Here is an 18,431-nt window from a genome sequence, read left to right as displayed (position 1 = left end):
CTTTCTTGTGAATTTAAGACAAACGAATGGGGGTAATACGTGCGAGTAATTCCTCGCGAAGCGGACAATCGATTTCTCCGGCGACCGGCATAGTCACTGCGGCGGCCGAGGTAGCGACGGCCTCGGCAATTGCGGTGGAAATGATGGATTCAAGGTCATCCCCGGCCTGAGCAAGCGAACGGGCCAAGGAGGCAACGCAAGCATCACCCGCACCGGTCGGATTTCCTTCAAGGACAACGCCCGCCTCGGCATGCCAGTGGCTGTGGGCGGAGAAAAGGTCCATCCCTTCTTCTCCGCGTGAGACACACACCCATGTGGGGCCAAGCTCGAGCAAGGTACGTGCCCCTTCCTCAATGGAAGACGCGCCGGTCGCATCGAGGAGCTCGTGGTGGTTGGGCTTTAAAACATCAGCCCAGTGTGCGCACTGAACCAAAGAAGGCCCCGAGGTGTCCAAGATGATCCGGCATCCGCGCTCGCGGGCAGACTCAAGAATTGGCTCAAGAGACTCAAAACTTGTGTTCCCGGGAAGAGAACCGGAAACAACCAGAACATCCGAGGCGCTTAAGGAAGCATTCAAGAGCTCGCGCATCTCTTCCCAGGATTGAGAAGGAAGCGAAAAACCTGACTCGTTGTACACCGTCGCTTCGCCGTCGATCATGGCGATTGACCGGCGCGTTTGAACGGGAACGTCGATCCAATGCGTCGTGACCTGAGTGGTCATTTCCTCCATTAACGAGGCGATGGCTTGTCCCGTGGTCCCGCCGAGGAAGCCCGTCGCATGGTTGGGTACACCAAGCTGCTCCAAAACGCGAGAGACATTCAGTCCCTTGCCTCCCGGACGCTGGGAATACTCGGTAATGCGATGAACCTGTCCCCGAGTCTGATCGGGGGCCTGCCACGTAATGTCCAGGGCCGGATTCGGTGTGAATGTCCAGATCATGATTCGACCTCGATTCCGTGGCTTTGGAAGGCAAGCGCCGCGGCGCCCAGCGCCTGCGAGGAAGAGCCAAGTGCCGCGGTGAGAACCGGGGGAGCGGGCATCACGGTGCAGCCTTTGTCCAGAGCACTGCGCAGTGGATCGTAGACAAGAGAGCCGCCGCGGCACAGTCCGCCGCCAAGAACGACGGGAATCGCCCCAACCTGGTGACATACCGTTGCCAGAACCTCACCCAGAAGGCTCATCGAGGTCGAAAGAATCTCTTGGGCGAGGCGAGACGAATCCCCATGGGAGTTGGCGAGTTCTTCGACCTCGCGCGCGCCCGAGCCCTGGGGAAGGATCCCGGCTTCGATTGCACGTCGCGCAATTCCCGAAGCTGAGGCGACGCGCTCGAGGGGGACCATTTCTGAGGGATTGTCCGGGTGGGGGACAGGGATCTGACCGATTTCTCCTGCCCATGGGGCGCCAGGCGCCAGATGGGAGTTGATGACAAGTCCCGAGGCGATTCCTGTCCCCACCGCAACGTAGAGGCATGAGGAACACCGAACTCCCCACAGCGCCTCGGCCAAAGCGCCCGAACGCACGTCATGTCCCAGGGGGACAAAAGAACCCAGGGCCTGGGAGAGCATCTCGCTCAGTGGGGCATCTTTCCACCCTAGGTTGGCGGAAAAAATACCGATCCCGTGTTCTTCGTCAATAATCCCAGGGACGCATGCGCCAACCGGCGCCTCGGGCGAATCCTCGCGCAGAGTGCGGGCCAGTCGCGCGGCTGCGGCAACGACGTCTTCGGCACCGGTGCGCGGAGTAGCGACGGCCTCGGAAGTGGCAATGATGTTGCCTCGGGTGTCGGCGAGCACCCCCTTAATAGTGGTGCCGCCGACATCGATCCCGATGGCCAGCTGCTGGTCCGCAGTGTTCACTTGAGGATCACCGAGCGGGTCAGGTGGCGCGGAGTATCGGGGTTCAGGCCTCGAGCCTCGGCGCGAGCAACTGCCAGGCGCTGGGCAACGACCAGGTGAGCCATAGGATCGCCATCGAAGGTCACCAATTCAGCGCCGGTTGCAGCAACCTGATCGGCCATTCCTTCGGGAACCGCGCCGAAAACCCAGGTGAGACGGCCGGGTTGTGCGATCGAAATGGGGCCGTGGCGGTATTCCATGGCGGGGTAAACCTCGGTCCACGACTGCGAGGCTTCGCGCAACTTGAGGCCCGCCTCGTTGGCCAGGCCAATGGTCCACGCGGTGCCAAGGAAGGTGATCTGCTCTGCATCCACCCAGCGCTGGGGGATTTCGCACTCAAGTGCGCGCTGAGCGTCATCTGCGGCGCTCGCAATATCATCTCCGAGGCTGTGGCGGAAGTAAGCCAAAGCGGTGGTGGCAAAACGAGTCTGGACGACGGACTCTTCGTCTGCGAAGTCCAAAACCACCTCATTGTCAGCAAAGGGGGTTGCCGGACCGTTGCCAACAGCGGTGATCAAGACATTGGGAACACCGCGTTCTTTCAGTCCGCGCAGAATGTCGATGATTTCGGTTGTTGTGCCTGAACGCGACAGGCAGACGACTCGATCGTAGGAACGATCCCAGGGGAATTCGGTTGCAGTGAAGGCATCCGAGAGTCCCTTGCCCTGGCGCTCACGAGCAACGGTGTAGGCCTGGGCGATGAACCATGAGGTTCCGCATCCGATCACCGCAATTGATTCGCCATCTTTGGGAAGAGCATCGGTGGGAACTTCGCAAACTCGACGCCACAGCTCGGGCTGGCTGTTAATTTCTTCTGAGGTAAGGGACATCGGTGTCTCCAGTGTGTAGAGGATGTGCATCACCACGTCGGTGTGCTTGTAATATCGTACCAAGAAGGAGATAACTTGGGACTGCCTGAAAAAGTCCGCAAAGTTGTTCCCTGCGCGCAAAGAGCCTAGATATCAACACAATGGAGTGACAATGACTGACAAAACGACGCGACTGGGCCGCCTGACTCTCCCTATCGAACGAGGAATTGACGAAGAGGTTCGCTCCCTCGTTGAGCGGCTTGGCGCCGACGCTGTCCGTAATTCAGATGGAACCGAATTGCCCGAATGGGTTGATCGCGCCTTTGCCAAGGTTTACAGCACGTACTTTCCCGCTCGCGGCGACGAAGAATGGGCAGACCAAAGTGAAGGCGAACGCATTCACCAATATTTGTCCTCAAATGCCCATACTGCGCCGGAAAATGGCCCTTTGCGTATCGACGTGATGGAGGGCTGGTTCCAGGCTCAGTTCCGTCCGGATACTCAGTGTGATACCTCACGTTGGTGGCAGGTGATTGACCGAACCAGCGGTGAGGTTGTCGATCCTTCACAGTGGAGCGTTGAGGATGTTCCGGCCCAGCCGATCGTCGATCCCGTCCCGATCGTCGGGGACCTGCCCAAGAACGCCGGAAGCGCCGTTGTTACGATTCATTCCCCCAAGCCTTTCCACGTCTACACCGTGAGCTTCTTCGCAGTGCAAGTTTGGGATTCGACCCAGATGTACAACTATTTGACGAACGACTGGGCGCTTGAGGAGGGACGCGTCAAAGAACGTCCCTTCGACGTGGCCTTCCCGCGCACCTGGGAGCATGTCAAGGATGCCTTGGCGATCTGGCTTAAAGCCAACCCCCAGGTGGACGTGGTTCGTTTCACGACCTTCTTCTATCACTTCACTTTGGCCTTTGACTCCCGAGGCCGTGAACGCTACGTCGATTGGTTCGGCTACTCCGCCTCGGTTTCGATTCCGGCAATGGAAGAGTTTGAAGAGGAATACGGCTACGCGCTGACCCCCGAGGATTTCGTTGATGGCGGCTGGTACAACTGTCCTTTCCGCACTCCCACTCCGGTCTTCAAAGACTGGATCGATTTCACTTCCAAGCGAGTTGCCCAAAAGGCCGGTGAACTGGTTCGTCAGGTCCACGAGGAGGGCCGCGAGGCCATGATGTTCCTTGGCGATAACTGGATCGGCATGGAGCCCTACGGTCCTTATTTCCCCTCGATCAAGATGGATGCGGTTGTTGGATCTGTCGGCTCGGCCGCGACCTGCCGCATGATTTCCGATATCCCCGGTGTGCGCTACACCGAGGGGCGCTTCCTTCCCTACTTCTTCCCCGATGTCTTCCGTGAGGGCGGTGATCCCCTGGGCGAGGCCAATGAATCGTGGCGCACCGCTCGCCGCGCTATTGTCCGCAGTCCCCTAGACCGCATGGGCTACGGCGGTTACCTTTCCTTGGCACTCAAGTTCCCCGAGTTCATCGACCGCGTGGAGGAAATCCTTGGAGAGTTCCGTTCCCTTCACGAGGCCACGGGAGGGGAGAAGCCTGCATGTGCACCCGTGCGCGTTGCCGTCTTGAATGCGTGGGGTAAGTTGCGTACTTGGCAGACCCACATGGTCGCCCACGCCCTGTGGTACAAGCAGATTCACACCTACCTCGGGGTGATTGAAGCCCTTGCTGGCTTGCCCTTTGATGTGCGTTTCATGTCCTTCGACGAGGTGATTGAAGGTGGGATGAAGGCGCTCGAAGACGTGGATGTCGTCATTAATGCGGGCGCGGCCAACACTTCCTTCTCAGGTGGGCATGTCTGGGAGGATCTTCGTCTCCAAGACGCGTTACGACGCTTCGTTGCTCGCGGTGGCGGTTTCATTGGTATTGGCCAGCCCACGGCCTCGGTAGGGACGCAGGGAAATGCTGATCGCGGAGGAATCTGCCGCGGAAGCATCTTCGCGCTCTCTGACGTTTTGGGCGTCGATCAGGAGATCTCGTGGTCGCTGTCCAAGGATCACTACGAGGAGCCGGTGAGCGAGCACTTCATCACCGCTGATCTGGATGGGGACTACATCTTTGGTGAAGATCCCGGTGATGTTGTCGTTACCGACTCTGCAACTGACGTTTTGGTGATGGATCACGGCAGTGTTCGTGCTTCGGCTCATGACTTCTGCGGCGGACGCGGCGTCTATCTTGCGGGTCTGACATGGTCGACTGCGAATAGTCGTTTGCTTCACCGCGCCATCATGTGGGCAGCCCATGCTGAGGATCAGTGGGAGTGCGTTCTGTGCTCGTCGAACCCGGATGTTGAAGTTGCTTGGTATCCAGAATCAGCACTCGCATTCGTTTATAACGATGCAGATGCCCCCCGTTCGAGTGAGATTTCTGGCCAGGGCGGACAAATCCTCGTTGAATTGGCTGCAGGTGAAGGACGCTGGGTTGACTGGGGAAAAGGTCAGCTTCTTTAGTTATCAAATCGTAATCAACTAATTGCATAGTCACAGGTTAAAAATGTGTCAGACATCTTCTCTGTGAGTTAGCATAAGAGAGCAATGGATGAAGCTGACAAAAGGTGTCAACTTTGTAAACGTCCCACAACGGAGAGGGAATAACATGCACATGTCACGCCGCTCCATGAGCGTTGTTGCGCTCATGTCAGTTGCTGCGATGGGTTTGACTGCGTGCTCGGGTTCGGGCGCGAAGACTGACAGCACCGCAAGCTCTTCGGCATCTGCTGATAAGGCAGCGACCATCACCTACCTGCACCGTCTGCCGGACGGTGAGGGAATGACCAAGATCTCGGCTCTCGCTGAGCAGTGGAACAAGGAGCACCCTGACACCCCGGTTGAGGCGGTCAAGTTCGATGGCAAGGCCAACGAAATGATCAAGAAGCTCGAGACCGACGTCAAGGCCGGTTCCGGACCTTGCTTGGCGCAGCTAGGCTATGCAGAAATCCCCGAGATGTTCACCAAGGGCCTGCTGGAAGACGTTACCCAGTACGCCAACGAGTACAAGGCCAACTACTCCGCTGGCGCCTTCTCGCAGGTTGGCGTGGGTGGAAAGTACTACGGCCTGCCCCAGGACACCGGCCCGCTTGTTTACTACTACAACAAGGCTGAGTTCGAGAAGCTGGGAATCAAGGTTCCCACCAACCTCGAAGAGTTCAAGGCCGCTGCCAAGATCGCAGCAGCTAAGGGCAAGTACATCTCTGCTTTCGAGGCTGACGAGTCGCGCTACAGCCTGTCCGCTCAGGCAGCTGCAGCAGGCGGTGTTTGGTACAAGGCTGAAAACGATAAGTGGACCGTCAAGATCGACGATGCGTCCGCCAAGACCGTGGCAGACTTCTGGCAGTCGATGCTCGATGACAAGACCACTCTCGTCGCAGAGCGCTGGGGAGATTCCTTCACAAAGGCTCTGACCGACAAGACCCTGATCGGCAGCATCGGTGCCGCATGGGAAGCACCGCTCATCTCCGGTGATCTGGAGAAGACCGACAACAAGGGTGAATGGGCAGTTGCTCAGCTCCCTGACTTCGGCAAGGGCGCGCTGACCGGCCCCGACGGCGGTTCCGGCGTTGCAGTCATGAAGGGCTGCTCGAACCCCAAGGGCGCCATGGAGTTCAACAACTGGCTGAACACCCAGGTTGACGCTCTGGTCTCCCAGGGCCTGGTCGTTGCAACCACGACCGGCACCATGAAGACCCCGGATTCGGTCAAGGAATTCTACGGTGGACAGGATGTCTTCGCTGAACTGTCGAAGGCAAACGCCAACCTGGCCCCCGACTTCCCCTACATCCCCTTCTTCTCGACCCTCGGCGATCCCATGGCCAAGGCTGCAACCGCAGCTGGTGATGGCTCCGGCAAGGTGATCGACATCTTCAAGGCTGCTCAGACGCAGTCCGTGAAGGCGCTCAAGGACGGAAACCTTCCCGTCGCTGAGTAAGCGCTAATCGCGGAGGGGGTGTGGTTTCTCCGCTGAGGAACCACACCCCTACCGTGTTTAAAGTCCACAATCTGCCAGCAATCGAGGGTGATTGATACATGCAGTCAGACATTCAAAACCGGCGTATCAGAGAGCGGCACGATGCGCGTACCGGATGGGCCTTCATGGCCCCATTCTTCATTATGTTCCTCTTGGTTTTTGCCGTTCCGATTTGTGTGGCAATCTACCAGTCCTTCTTCCGTCAGGTCGCAAGTGGCGGAGGCCTGTACGGCGGCGGCGAACTTAAAAATCAATTCGTCGGCCTCGAAAACTTCACCATGGTGATCACGTCCGGACAATTCTGGTCCGGCATGGGGCGAGTCGTTGTTTATGCGGCCTTCCAGATCCCGATCATGATCATCTCGGCTCTTGTTCTGGCTCTTGTTTTGGACTCATTCCTGATCCGTCGCGTTGGTGTCTTCCGACTGAGCTACTTCCTGCCATTTGCAATCCCCGGCATTGTTGCCGCAATGGTCTGGCTCTACATCTACACCCCTGAGCTTTCCCCGATCGTTAAGTTCTTTGATTCCCTTGGAATCCACATTGACTTCATGGCCGCAGGCGCCCCAATCCTCGCCTCGATGGCAAATATGACGACGTGGACCTACACCGGTTACAACATGCTGATCTTCCTGGCAGCGCTGCAAGCAGTGCCCCATGAGCTGTACGAGGCCGCACGTCTCGACGGCGCTTCCTCTTGGCAGATTGTGCGCCAAATTAAGATCCCTATGGTCTCCGGAGCTGCCCTCCTGGCAGTCTTGCTCTCCATCATCGGCACAATTCAGCTCTTCAATGAACCCGCAGTTATGCAGTCTGCAAATGGGTGGATGGGCAATGCCTACACGCCGATGATGATGGCCTACAACACCATGTTCGGAACTATCTCGCCCGGTGGCGATGGCCCGGCCTCGGCAATCTCAATCGTGATGGCACTGGTTGCTGGCGGACTTGCCGTGATCTACGCGCTCTTGCAAAGGAAGACTCTGCGATGACAACTCCCACTCGCACACTGCCTGACGGACGCGAATACCGCGTTTCGATTGAAGGAATGCCCCCGCGCACCCTTGCTCCCAAGAAGCTTGCTCGGATCGCCACCATCGTTGCGCTGACGATCACCATGGTTTACTTCATCCTGCCGATCATCTGGGTGATGTTCTCGGCAACGAAGTCGAACGCAGATCTCGTTTCTACTAATGGCTTCTGGTTTGGTCACTTTGAGCTGGCGGACAACTACACGAAGCTTATGGGCTGGACTCAAGGCCTCTTCTGGCGCTGGGTGCTCAACTCCCTCTTCTATTCAACGACTGCTGGCGTCATTGGAACCCTGATCTCGGTTGCCGCAGGATACGCGATGGCAAAGTTTGTTTTCCCGGGACGTAATGTCTCGATGGCTTTGATTATGGCCGGACTGCTGATGCCGGTCGCCCTGCTCACGATTCCTCTGTACGTGGTCTTCCATAACCTGGGTCTGACCGATACGGTCTGGGCGATCCTCATTCCCAGCTGTGTGTCTCCCTTCGGTGTGTTCCTTGGCCGGGTCTATGCGGATTCTTCGGTTCCGACAGAGCTCATCGAGGCCGCGCGCATCGATGGGGCCTCAGAAGCTCGAGTCTTTTTCACGATTGTCTTGCGTCTACTGGCGCCGGCAATGGTGACGATCTTCCTCTTCATCTTCGTGGCAACCTGGAACAACTTCCTCTTGCCCTTGATGATGGTATCCACTCCCGAACTCAAGCCTGTCACTTTGGGCTTGTACGGAATGATGAGTTACTTTGCTCCTCAAAAGGGCGCAGTCATGCTGGGCGCGCTCTTGGGCGTTTTGCCGCTCATCGTGCTATTCCTTGGCTTGCAGAAGTACTGGCAATCGGGCCTGGCTGCCGGCTCCGTCAAGGGATAGAAAGGACGCGAGAATGGAAGGGATTGCCTACGGGGGCGATTGGAACCCTGAACAGTGGGACCGCGAGACCAACCTGTGCGACATTGAACGCATGGTCGAGGCCGGAGTCACTCTGATATCTCTGGGAATCTTCTCGTGGGCATCCCTTGAACCCGAAGAAGGTCACTACGACCTCGATTGGCTAGCAGACCTCATTGACCAGCTCCACAATGCCGGCATTAGCGTGGATCTGGCCAATGGGACTGCTTCCCCTCCGGCCTGGATGGCGCAGCGCTATCCCCAGACACTTCCCGTCGATTCTCGAGGCGTGCGCTTGGGCTTTGGATCGCGCCAACAGTACAACCCTTCTAGCGCGCTTTTCTCCCAAAAGGCCTGTGCGCTGACCGAGGCCATGGCTCGTCGTTTCGGCGATCACCCGGGCGTCGTCATGTGGCACATTTCCAACGAATATGGCTGCCATACCTGGGAGAGCTTCGACGAGGAATCTGCGCAAGCTTTCCGTCAGTGGCTGCTGGAGCGCTACGGCACTATCGAAGCGATCAATCACGCCTGGGGAACGGCATTTTGGTCCCAGACTTACACCGATATTGCGCAGATTCAGCCCCCGCGTGCGATGCCGACTTTCCACAACCCGTCGCAGATGCTCGATTGGCGTCGTTTCAGTGACTGGGCGCTACGAAACCTGATGATTCACGAGCGCGACGTAATCCGTCGCTACAGCGATCGCCCGATCACCACGAACTTCATGGGGACTTTCCCCTTCGTCAACTATCGCGCGTGGGCACCATGCCTTGATGTGATCTCTGATGATTCCTACCCGGACCCTGCGGACCCCCAAGGTGCGCACGAGATCGCTTGGCAGGGAGACGTCATGCGAGGCCTGTCTGGGGGAAGCCCCTGGCTGCTCATGGAGCAAGCCCCCGGTGCCGTCCAGTGGCGTCCCCAGAACTCCCCAAAGCGGCCCGGACAATTCCTTCTGTGGTCCATTGCTCGCATGGCGCACGGTGCGGATGGAATCCTCCAATTCCAGTGGCGTCAATCCGCAAAAGGCTCGGAGACCTTCCACTCTGGAATGGTCCCGCATTCGGGTGAGAACTCGCCGATCTGGAGGGACGTCGTAGAAACCGGACAGGCTCTCAAGCGCCTGTCGCCCGTCGCAGGCTCACGTATGACGTCCCGCGCCGCTGTCGTCATCGACTGGGAAAGCGAATGGGCCAGGGGCTTCGCCTTGGGGCCGATCAACAGTGAAAACGGTCTTGACTCATGGGGATTCTTTGGTCCTGCTCGAGCCTGGCATCAAAGCCTGTGGGAAGCAGGAATTGCGACCGATGTTGTGGGCGTTGATAACGACTTCACTTCCTACGATCTCATTGTTGTGCCGGCAGTCTTTATCGACTACTCCAATATGGCGCACTCGTTGCGCATTGCCGCCGAGCGCGGCTCGCAGGTAGTTATCACCGCCCCGAGCGCCGTTGTGGACAGCCAGTGCGGCGCTATTTTGGGCGGGTACTTGGGCTCTCTTGCAGACCTTACCGGAGTGAAGGTTGTCGAACACTCGACCTTGACCGGCCCCTCTCAGGGGCGCACTTACGATGCTCGCGAGAGCACTGCTTACAGGATTTCCGGTGCCGTAGAAACTCCCGCTGCCCTGAACTGGTGCGGAATCGATACCGACAACGAGGCTCTCAAGCGAACCATCGAGCTGGTTGGAGACGCTGCCAAAGACCTGCGCTCGGGACGCTGGGCCGAAAAGATCGTGCCCGTGGGCGAACATGAGTGGCGAGGCCTCGGCGAAGGAAATTCCTCGGCCGGCGTTGAGTGCGTGGCCTACTTTGATGGCCGAGGCGGCGGAGTTGACCTAGCGGGAGCGTGCGCACTGAGCCGAAACCGAGTTGGTCAGGGCTCGGTGTGGTATGCCGCAGCCGATTTCGATGCACTTTCGCGATCGGTCCTTGTACGCATGTGGGCGAGCTACGCGCGAATTCTCCCCGTGTTCCCCGATCTTCCTCGAGGAGTTGAGGCACAGGAACGCGAGGGCTTCCTCTTCCTCCTCAACCATTCCGATCGTGCAGTTGAACTGAGCGGGATTGTGGGCAAAGATCTTCTCAGCGGAAGTGAATGCACGGGACACGTGGTCCTGGCTCCGCGTTCAGCATTAGTCGTTGAGAGATAAGGGATCGCATAGTGGAGAAGACGCATGCGGATGCTTCGCCTCTCCGTCTGCACGAACTCTCTCTTGAGCAACTACCTTCCGACGCGCGACGCGTACTCGACGGGATTGATCGAGTGCTCGTCTATTCAATCCCTATGCGTGTGCGTTTTCGAGGGATTGATGTGCGCGAAGGCCTTCTCATCCATGGCGAAGAGGGCTGGGGAGAGTGTGCTCCGTTTTGGGATTACGACCCCCAGGAATCTGCTGTTTGGCTTGCCAGCGCATTGGAGGCTGCGCGCATTGCCTCGCCGCGGCCTCGTCGATCACGGGTCCCCCTCAATGTGACGATTCCGGTGATCGCAGCCGATGCTGCGCGCCAGAGGATACTCGATGCTCCTCAGTGGACGAGTGCGAAAGTGAAGGTCGCCGATGCGCGTTCCGATCTTGAGCGTGATTGCAGGCGCGTTGAGGCAGTCGCCGAGGCGTTAGCTGAACGACACGGGTCATCCGCACGGGTGCGTGTCGATGCCAATGGGGCATGGGACCGGGAGAATGCCCTGACGTGGATTGCGCGTTTGAATCGTGCAGCCGGGGCAGTGGGCGGACTTGAGTACGTTGAACAACCCTGCATGGCAGTTGAAGACCTCGCATGGGTGCGACGAAAACAAGACGTTCCCATCGCTGCAGATGAATCGATTCGTCGCGCGGAAGACCCCCTCAACGTCGCGCGTCTAGAAGCAGCGGATGTGGCCGTCATTAAGATCGCGCCCCTAGGCGGAGGACGTGCGGTTACTCTCCTTGTTGAAGAACTCCCCATGCCAGTGGTGATCTCTTCGGCACTCGAGACCAGCTTCGGCTTGGATTATGCGGCGCGAGTGGCATGTGCTCTGGATCAGGCACCACGGCCGTGTGGGCTGGGGACGGCTAATCTGCTTGCAGCAGACACCGCGCTCACCCCCGCGCTCATCCACGACGGGTGCATGATTCCATCCGAACTTTCCTTGAACGAAGCTTTGGTGAGCGAAGCACCTATTGACAGCTCTCTTACTCAGTCCTGGGCTGAGCGCATTACTGAAATGGCGCACTATCACTAGAAGAAAAGACATGTTCCCATCACAAGCTCTAGCGCACGGCATCATTGACTCCCTCATCGCGGGCGGAGTCCGCGACTTCGTGTACTGTCCTGGATCGCGAAATGCTCCTTTCGCCTATGCTCTTGCGTGCCTAGAAGCGCAGGCAAAGAGCCCGATTCGAGTTCACGTCAGGCTCGACGAACGCTCCGCTGCCTTCTTCGCCTTGGGATTGAACCTTGATGCGAGTGCTTCGCAGCGACGAGGCCCTGCGCGCGCCTGCGTCATCACGACCTCGGGAAGTGCAGTTGCCGAGCTCTATCCCGCGATTGTCGAGGCCCACTACTCCCGCGTCCCACTGCTGGCCATCAGCGCCGATCGCCCCGTCGACCTGCACGGAGTTGGGGCCTCGCAAACTATGACGCAGCAGGGACTTTTCTCGCCTCACGTCGTGGGGGAGTGGAACTTCTCGACCGCGAGAGAAGAACTGGGGAGTGTCCCTGATCGCATGTGCCGCGCGCTTGCGGCAAGCGCAGGCGCGCCGAGCGGTACTCCTGGCCCCGTTCATATCAATTGTGAATTCCGTGATCCGCTGGTTCCCGAAGATTTCCAGACCGAGAGTGTGTGCGAGGCCCATGAAGGAAACCGGCGCGCTGAGGGAGCGGTCTATCCCGCGCAATTTTTTCGCGATCCCCTCAGTGAGAACATTCTTGATCCAGCGCGAGCGACTGTCGTCATTGCGGGACAGGGAGCTGAGGAAGCAGTGCTTGAGTGGGCCGCTCGCTCGCGGGTTCCGGTTTTTGCCGAGCCAATGGTGACCGGTGTTCCTGAAGATGTACGTATTCCTTTCCAGCAGACGCTTCTTGGTGATGAAGAGGTCACGGGATGCTTTGAGCAGATTATTGTGACGGGGCGTCCGACCTTGTCGCGTCCGGTTCAGGCTGTGTGCGCCTCGGGTAAACGAGTTGTGGTTGTTGCTTCCTACGGTGAGTGGCCCGATCTGCACGGAAGTGCATCATGTGTTGTGCCATCTCTTCATGACAATGATTGTGTGGACGAGGCCCGCCAACTTCCCCTACTTGAGGCGCTGCGTGAACGCGTGAAAGAAGTTCGCGCGGGGATTGAGGAGATCATTGCCTCTTATGGGGATACTCCGAGCGCGCTTGGTGTGATGGATATGGTGTGGCAGCTGTGTCCAAGGGTTTTCCTCGGGGCTTCCAACCCGGTTCGTATCGCTGACCTCATCGCGTACCGCCACGAAAACGCCAGCGGCCCTACTCAGGTCTGGTCGAATCGAGGGCTGGCGGGAATCGATGGCAATACCTCGACCGCTCTTGGATGGGCGAGCGCGTGCGCGCGCCTTGAAGGTGCAGATTACTCGGGGGTGACTGCGGTGATGGGGGACCTGACTTTCTTGCACGATGCCTCTGGTTTGGGGCTGCCTCGCGGTGAGAAGTTTCCGCCTCTTCGAGTAATTGTTCTTGATGATTCCGGTGGTTCGATCTTTGAGAGCCTCGAGCATGGGCGCACAGCATCTGCGGGAGTGTACGAGCGTTATTTCGGGGTCTCACAGCGTGCGGATATCTCCGCACTTGGCGCGGCATACGGCGTAAAAACCCGCACTATTTCCTCGCTTACCCAGCTTCGAGAGATCCTCGCTTCGCAAGTTGAAGGACTAGAGATTCTTCATCTTCCTATTTCGCGACCGACGAAAGATATTGCGCATCTGCGATCCTTGTAGCATGCTAATGTAACAAATTGATAACGATTGAAATGGGTCGGCGATGAATCCTGACGAAAACACACCCGAAGACGGTGCACGCTTCCAACCGCAGATGAATGAAACACCCGAGCAAAGCGCCTCGGAAACTCCTAGCCCTGTCCTTCCGGCTCCTGCAACTCCGGCTGCTGGCGACGCAAGCTTCACGCAGAGTGCGCCGGTCGCCTCGGCAGAGGAAACTGACGCAGAGACCGTAGAAGCGGCACCGGTTGCCGTTGCGCCCGCTCCGGTCAAGCGCGGCCCGGGCTGGGGAGCCCTGTTCCTCGCGATGGTCTGCAGTATCGGAATGGCAACCGGCGGAACCCTGGTACTTGGCCAGAATCTGCGTTCCTCTGTTACCACCCCCTTGGTCAGCCAGACTTCCGCCCCTGCACAAGCAAACTCTGCTGGAACTGCGGTCGATTGGGAGGCGGTTTCGGCAACCGTGTCTCCCGCGGTCGTGACAATCAACGTCTCTGGGCAAAACTCTTCCGGCGTCGGATCAGGCGCGATCGTTGATTCCTCCGGCAACATCGTCACCAACTACCACGTCATCTCCTCGGTCGTCGACGGAAGCGGAAGAATCCAAGTCACCCTGACCGACGGGCGAATCTACGAAGCAAAAATCGTTGGAACTGACCAAAGCACAGACCTCGCAGTGATTCGCCTGGTCAACCCGCCTTCGGATCTGGTCGCCGCGCAATTCGGTCAATCTTCCGACCTCAAGGTCGGTCAGCCCGTCATGGCGATCGGTTCACCCCTGGGCCTATCAAATACCGTAACGACTGGAATTATCTCGGCGCTCAACCGTCCCGTTCAGGTGCAGGCCTCCGAATCGAATGACCAGGGCAATTCGAAAGACCCCTTCAATCAGCTTCAACAGCAAAACAACCAGGCGGTGACGACGAACGCAATTCAGGTCGACGCCTCGATCAACCCCGGTAACTCTGGCGGTCCTCTCTTTAACGAGCACGGGCAGGTGATCGGAATTAACTCCTCGATTGCCTCGCTGTCCTCGTCGTCGAGTTCTCAAGCGGGATCGATTGGTCTGGGCTTTGCGATTCCCTCGGACCTGGTCGTTTCCGTTGTCAATCAGCTCATCCAAAATGGCACGGTCGACCACGCCCGGCTGGGAGTTTCCATTACGACGGGTGCTGCGCGAGTTGGAAACGATACTCGCGCGGGAGCGCAGATCTCCGCAGTGACTCAGGGCTCGGGCGCAGAAGCCGCTGGATTGAGGGCCGGGGACGTCATCACGGCTGTTGACGACAACACTGTTTCATCGGCGCAATCCCTGGTTGGATACGTGAGGCGCTACATGGGTGGCCAGGAAGTCAAGGTGACCTACGTGCGTGACGGCGTTGAGAACACCGTCCGCGTAAAACTCCAGTCGGAGAACTAGGCTAGACGCCTAAAACCTCAAGAATCGGCCGCATCTTGGTCTGAGTCTCTTCAAATTCGCTGCTCGAAAGGGAATCTGGCATGATTCCGCAGCCGGCGAAGACTCGCAAGGTGCGGCCGTGATCTTCAAGTTGACCGCAACGAAGAGCAATCCCAAACTCGCCATTACCGGCGCCGTCAATCCAGCCCACAGGCCCCGAGTAACGGCCTCGTTCGATGCGCTCGTGAGCGTGAATGAGATCGAGAGCATCATCAAGGGGGGTGCCGCATACCGCAGCCGTTGGATGCAACTGTGCGACAGCATCGAGAACAGAGCCTTCGGGAAAAGATGCGTCAACATCGGAACACAAGTGAGCGATATTGGGGAGCACGAGGACCTCGGGACGTGCGGGTGCGCGTACGTCCTGGGCAATGGGCAGAAGAGCTGCGACAACCGATTCAAGGGCGAAAAGATGTTCGGAGCGATCTTTCAAAGATAGCGGGAGCTTTTCCGCATCTTCGGGACGGCAGCTTCCTGCTAGGACCCGCGAGTGGAGGTGCCCGTCTTTCAAGGAAACCAACATTTCCGGGGTTGCGCCGATCAATCCGTCAACGGAAAAAGTCCAGGTTTGCGGGTAGCGCTCATGAAGACTCTCAACGAGGGCAGCCTCGTTAATTTCGCCGTCGCTGCTGATTGTAAGGTCGCGCGCCATCACAACTTTTGCGGCCTCTTCATTACGCAGCGCATCGATCACCTCGTCAACAGCCCCGCGCCACTGGTCCTCGCTCATCGCGCCGGGGCACTGCTCGACATGTGAAGGAAGCGTGTGCTGGCGTATCGGCGGCGCAAATTCGGGTTTCACGTGAGAGTCAGTCGAGGCGGCGATGACAAAGCGCTGCGAACCGGAGGTGATGACTGTCAATTCCGGAACGATGAGGGTACGCTCACCATCGTCTTCAAATGCACAGGATACAAAGGCAAAGGGAAGAGTAGGGAGGCTTTTTCCCCAAGCAACGCGCGCCCCCTCACCCCAATGAACTTGGGCTTTTTCCCGCAGGAGATCCCACACGCGAGCGGCCTCGGTGATCGCAGCATTTTCCCCGGCCTCAACCAGAGGAGGGCGATCCTTCCCCCGCTTCCAGCTCCAGGCTTTCCCCCAACCGACCATGGCCTCGTCGCGGATCCACGCGCATACTCCGGAAGAGGGAAGCAAAGAGAAGATCGACGTGCGCCCATACTCGCTGGAAGGGTCAAGAAGATCAACCCAGCAATACAGCGTCGGGATCGTCGAGAAATGTCGAGAGGGCATGAGTCAATGCTAATTCCCTGGGCGTCGATGAGCGATTGAGTGTGCCTAAAACACGCACAAATGGGAAAATAGATACATGAGTGCACACACTTCCTCTCAGCCGCGCCGCGCCGATCTTGGAAAGTCTCAAGACGAAGTAGCTGCGATGTTCGACGACGTCTCCCAGCGCTACGACGTGATGAACGCTCTGCTCAGTGGCGGGATGAATTTTGTGTGGATGAAGGCGCTGACCGCGGCACTCAAACCCAAGCCCTCCGACTACATTTTGGACCTTGCCGCTGGGACCGGTGCGTCATCGGTGGCGATCGCGCGCAGTGGTGCTCGCGTTGTGGCATGCGATCTCTCGGCCGGAATGATTGAAGTGGGACGCGCTCGCCACCCCGAGGTTGATTTTGTTCAGGGCGATGCCATGAATCTTCCCTTCGAGGACAATACTTTTGACGCGGTCACAATTTCCTACGGGCTGCGAAATGTACCCGATCCGAAGCGCGCCTTGGAAGAAATGTCTCGCGTGACGCGTCCGGGTGGGCGTTTGCTTGTCTGCGAGTTTTCAACGCCAACATCGGCGCTCCTACGCGCGGGCTACTCGCTGCACCTCCAGTATGTGATGCCGCTGGTTGCGCGCCTTGCGTCCTCAGACGATGTTGCCTACGACTACTTGGCTGAGTCGATCCTTGACTGGCCGGGTGCACCCGAAGTTGCAGCCTTGATTGCCGAGGCCGGGTGGAGCGATGTGCACTACCGCTACCTCACAGGTGGCATTGTTGCGCTTCATCGAGCCACCAAGGCCTAGAGGGGCGCGGAAGACTTCCGGTCGTTTGCAGAGTGTGGACTGCAGGCGGCCGGATCCTTTTATGGGCCCTCACGCGGAGCGCATAATGGGGGAGTCGAAGAAGACTGTGTGAATGGAGCCTTCATGTCCACACCACTGCGCATCGGAATCATCGGATTGGGAGCGCGATGCACCATCGCCAAGAACTGTCAGGATTCCACAGTGCCTGCTGAGTTCGTCGGCGGTTGTGATCCCAACCCCGCAATGCGCGAGCGCGCTCGTGAGATTCTTGGCGATCATCCGTGGGTAGAGAGTCTGGAAGAGCTTCTTCGCTTGGGAATCGATGCGGCAATTGTCACCAGCCCCGATGACACGCACGAAGACATCACATGCCAACTGCTCGAAGCCGGGGTTGGAGTCTACTTAGAAAAGCCCATCGCCATCACCATTGAGGGTGCCGATCGCGTGCTTGAGACCGCGTTTCGAACCAGGACTCCGCTCTATGTTGGACACAATATGCGCCACATGGCCGTTGTCCGAATCCTGCGCCAAGTTATTCGCGATGGGTTGATCGGCGAGGTCCGTGCAATCTGGTGCCGGCACTTCGTGGGAAACGGCGGCGACTACTACTTCAAGGATTGGCACGCTGATCGTAGCCGTACGACAGGGCTGCTGCTCCAGAAAGCTGCCCATGACATCGATGTCATGAATTGGCTCTCCGATTCTGTCCCCGAGCGGGTCGTCGGAATGGGGGACCTCATGGTCTACGGAAAACTCACAGATCGCAGTGGCCAGCGCCGCGATCGCGTCATGAGTGACTGGTTTTCCTATGAAAACTGGCCGCCGGAATCCCTCACGGGACTCAACCCCGTCATTGACGTTGAAGACCTCTCGATGTTCATGATGAGACAGGTCTCAGGAACCATGATTTCCTACGAGCAGTGCCACTTCACTCCGGATTACTGGAGAAACTACACCGTCATTGGAACCCGAGGACGCGCAGAGAACTTCGGCGACGGTGACGGAGGAGTGGTGCGGGTGTGGAAGCACCGGAGTCGCTGGGAACCTCAAGGCGACATTGAAATTCCGATCCGAGGTGATGCTCGTGGTCACGATGATGCTGACGTTGCAACAATGGACGAATTCTTGCGTTTTGTTGCTCACGGAGATCAAACAGATACGACACCTTTGGGCGCGCGTGAGGCCGTTGCTGCAGGGGTCCTTGCAACGAAGTCGCTACGCGAGGGCAATATTCCCTTCGATGTACCACGGGTGGCCCCGCACATTGCTGCCTATTTTGAGGGCAATCAAGAGCGAGGCCACCGGTGAAGACCGCGTGATCTGCGGTTTTTGGCTGGAAAAGAACTGGGGGAATCTGCGGCGGAGAGCAGGTGATTGGA

General features: G+C 58.1%; 14 protein-coding genes. 10 read left to right on the top strand and 4 right to left on the bottom strand.

The annotated features are described in order from the left end of the window. Positions 1 to 13 precede the first annotated feature (13 nt). From BQ8011_RS00640 to BQ8011_RS00630, 3 genes are read right to left on the bottom strand one after another with little or no spacing between them, the layout of a single operon-like run. Entirely contained in the window at positions 14 to 940 is a 927-nt protein-coding gene (locus BQ8011_RS00640; RefSeq protein WP_072456641.1) for a 1-phosphofructokinase family hexose kinase, read from the bottom strand. Beyond that, positions 937 to 1,857, bottom strand: coding sequence for an ROK family protein (locus BQ8011_RS00635; RefSeq protein ID WP_072456639.1), 921 nt, complete (start codon positions 1,855 to 1,857; stop codon positions 937 to 939). Before BQ8011_RS00635 ends, BQ8011_RS00640 begins: the two co-directional genes overlap by 4 nt. Beyond that, a complete protein-coding gene (locus tag BQ8011_RS00630; protein ID WP_072456636.1) occupies positions 1,854 to 2,726 on the bottom strand; it encodes an SIS domain-containing protein in 873 nt (290 codons plus the stop codon). The genes BQ8011_RS00635 and BQ8011_RS00630 overlap by 4 nt, the downstream gene beginning before the upstream one ends. Before the next feature lie 151 nt (positions 2,727 to 2,877). On the opposite strand from BQ8011_RS00630, the gene gnpA reads away from it, so the two are divergent. The 8 genes from gnpA to BQ8011_RS00590 all read left to right on the top strand — a co-directional run bounded on the left by gnpA (position 2,878) and on the right by BQ8011_RS00590 (position 14,971). Then, positions 2,878 to 5,178, top strand: coding sequence for a 1,3-beta-galactosyl-N-acetylhexosamine phosphorylase (gnpA, locus tag BQ8011_RS00625; RefSeq protein WP_072456632.1), 2,301 nt, complete (start codon positions 2,878 to 2,880; stop codon positions 5,176 to 5,178). Between the two features lie 145 nt (positions 5,179 to 5,323). After that, on the top strand, positions 5,324 to 6,652 hold the full coding sequence (locus tag BQ8011_RS00620; protein ID WP_072456629.1) for an ABC transporter substrate-binding protein: 1,329 nt from the start codon (positions 5,324 to 5,326) through the stop codon (positions 6,650 to 6,652). A 98-nt stretch (positions 6,653 to 6,750) separates the two neighbouring features. Beyond that, positions 6,751 to 7,683 carry a carbohydrate ABC transporter permease gene (locus BQ8011_RS00615; RefSeq protein ID WP_072456626.1) on the top strand — a complete coding sequence of 311 codons (933 nt, stop codon included), beginning with the start codon at positions 6,751 to 6,753 and terminating at the stop codon, positions 7,681 to 7,683. After that, positions 7,680 to 8,588, top strand: coding sequence for a carbohydrate ABC transporter permease (locus BQ8011_RS00610; protein ID WP_072456623.1), 909 nt, complete (start codon positions 7,680 to 7,682; stop codon positions 8,586 to 8,588). The genes BQ8011_RS00615 and BQ8011_RS00610 overlap by 4 nt, the downstream gene beginning before the upstream one ends. 13 nt (positions 8,589 to 8,601) lie before the next feature. After that, positions 8,602 to 10,761, top strand: a complete 2,160-nt coding sequence (locus BQ8011_RS00605; RefSeq protein WP_072456621.1) for a beta-galactosidase — start codon at positions 8,602 to 8,604, stop codon at positions 10,759 to 10,761. An 11-nt stretch (positions 10,762 to 10,772) separates the two neighbouring features. Then, positions 10,773 to 11,834: an o-succinylbenzoate synthase gene (locus BQ8011_RS00600; RefSeq protein WP_083429957.1), complete on the top strand. Its 1,062-nt coding sequence runs from the start codon at positions 10,773 to 10,775 to the stop codon at positions 11,832 to 11,834. A 10-nt stretch (positions 11,835 to 11,844) separates the two neighbouring features. Next, a complete protein-coding gene (gene menD, locus BQ8011_RS00595) occupies positions 11,845 to 13,551 on the top strand; it encodes a 2-succinyl-5-enolpyruvyl-6-hydroxy-3-cyclohexene-1-carboxylic-acid synthase (protein WP_072456620.1) in 1,707 nt (568 codons plus the stop codon). Positions 13,552 to 13,594: 43 nt separating this feature from the next. Beyond that, positions 13,595 to 14,971, top strand: coding sequence for a S1C family serine protease (locus BQ8011_RS00590; protein WP_072456618.1), 1,377 nt, complete (start codon positions 13,595 to 13,597; stop codon positions 14,969 to 14,971). A 1-nt stretch (position 14,972) separates the two neighbouring features. Here the strand turns inward: BQ8011_RS00590 and BQ8011_RS00585 are convergent, their stop codons facing one another. After that, on the bottom strand, positions 14,973 to 16,259 hold the full coding sequence (locus tag BQ8011_RS00585) for an isochorismate synthase (protein ID WP_072456615.1): 1,287 nt from the start codon (positions 16,257 to 16,259) through the stop codon (positions 14,973 to 14,975). A gap of 76 nt (positions 16,260 to 16,335) precedes the next feature. Here BQ8011_RS00585 and BQ8011_RS00580 point away from each other — a divergent pair, with 76 nt between their 5' ends. Together BQ8011_RS00580 and BQ8011_RS00575 are read left to right on the top strand one after the other, a co-directional pair. Next, positions 16,336 to 17,052: a class I SAM-dependent methyltransferase gene (locus BQ8011_RS00580; protein WP_072456612.1), complete on the top strand. Its 717-nt coding sequence runs from the start codon at positions 16,336 to 16,338 to the stop codon at positions 17,050 to 17,052. A gap of 123 nt (positions 17,053 to 17,175) precedes the next feature. Further along, a complete protein-coding gene (locus tag BQ8011_RS00575; RefSeq protein WP_072457806.1) occupies positions 17,176 to 18,360 on the top strand; it encodes a Gfo/Idh/MocA family protein in 1,185 nt (394 codons plus the stop codon). Positions 18,361 to 18,431: the final 71 nt, after the last annotated feature.

Origin of the sequence: Actinomyces marseillensis, from assembly GCF_900155605.1 — a bacterium.
Classification (GTDB): Bacteria; Actinomycetota; Actinomycetes; order Actinomycetales; family Actinomycetaceae; genus Pauljensenia; species Pauljensenia marseillensis.
The sequence above is the reverse complement of the archived record's forward strand: the minus strand, read 5'-3'. Positions and strand labels throughout refer to the sequence as shown.

Bases quoted from the DNA above. Each gene is read 5' to 3' on its own strand.
- BQ8011_RS00640 (WP_072456641.1), bottom strand. From the start codon at position 940: ATGATCTGGACATTCACACCGAATCCGGCCCTGGACATTACGTGGCAG.
- BQ8011_RS00630 (WP_072456636.1), bottom strand. From the start codon at position 2,726: ATGTCCCTTACCTCAGAAGAAATTAACAGCCAGCCCGAGCTGTGGCGT.
- gnpA (WP_072456632.1), top strand. From the start codon at position 2,878: ATGACTGACAAAACGACGCGACTGGGCCGCCTGACTCTCCCTATCGAA.
- BQ8011_RS00620 (WP_072456629.1), top strand. From the start codon at position 5,324: ATGCACATGTCACGCCGCTCCATGAGCGTTGTTGCGCTCATGTCAGTT.
- BQ8011_RS00615 (WP_072456626.1), top strand. From the start codon at position 6,751: ATGCAGTCAGACATTCAAAACCGGCGTATCAGAGAGCGGCACGATGCG.
- BQ8011_RS00610 (WP_072456623.1), top strand. From the start codon at position 7,680: ATGACAACTCCCACTCGCACACTGCCTGACGGACGCGAATACCGCGTT.
- BQ8011_RS00605 (WP_072456621.1), top strand. From the start codon at position 8,602: ATGGAAGGGATTGCCTACGGGGGCGATTGGAACCCTGAACAGTGGGAC.
- menD (WP_072456620.1), top strand. From the start codon at position 11,845: ATGTTCCCATCACAAGCTCTAGCGCACGGCATCATTGACTCCCTCATC.
- BQ8011_RS00590 (WP_072456618.1), top strand. From the start codon at position 13,595: ATGAATCCTGACGAAAACACACCCGAAGACGGTGCACGCTTCCAACCG.
- BQ8011_RS00585 (WP_072456615.1), bottom strand. From the start codon at position 16,259: ATGCCCTCTCGACATTTCTCGACGATCCCGACGCTGTATTGCTGGGTT.
- BQ8011_RS00580 (WP_072456612.1), top strand. From the start codon at position 16,336: ATGAGTGCACACACTTCCTCTCAGCCGCGCCGCGCCGATCTTGGAAAG.
- BQ8011_RS00575 (WP_072457806.1), top strand. From the start codon at position 17,176: ATGTCCACACCACTGCGCATCGGAATCATCGGATTGGGAGCGCGATGC.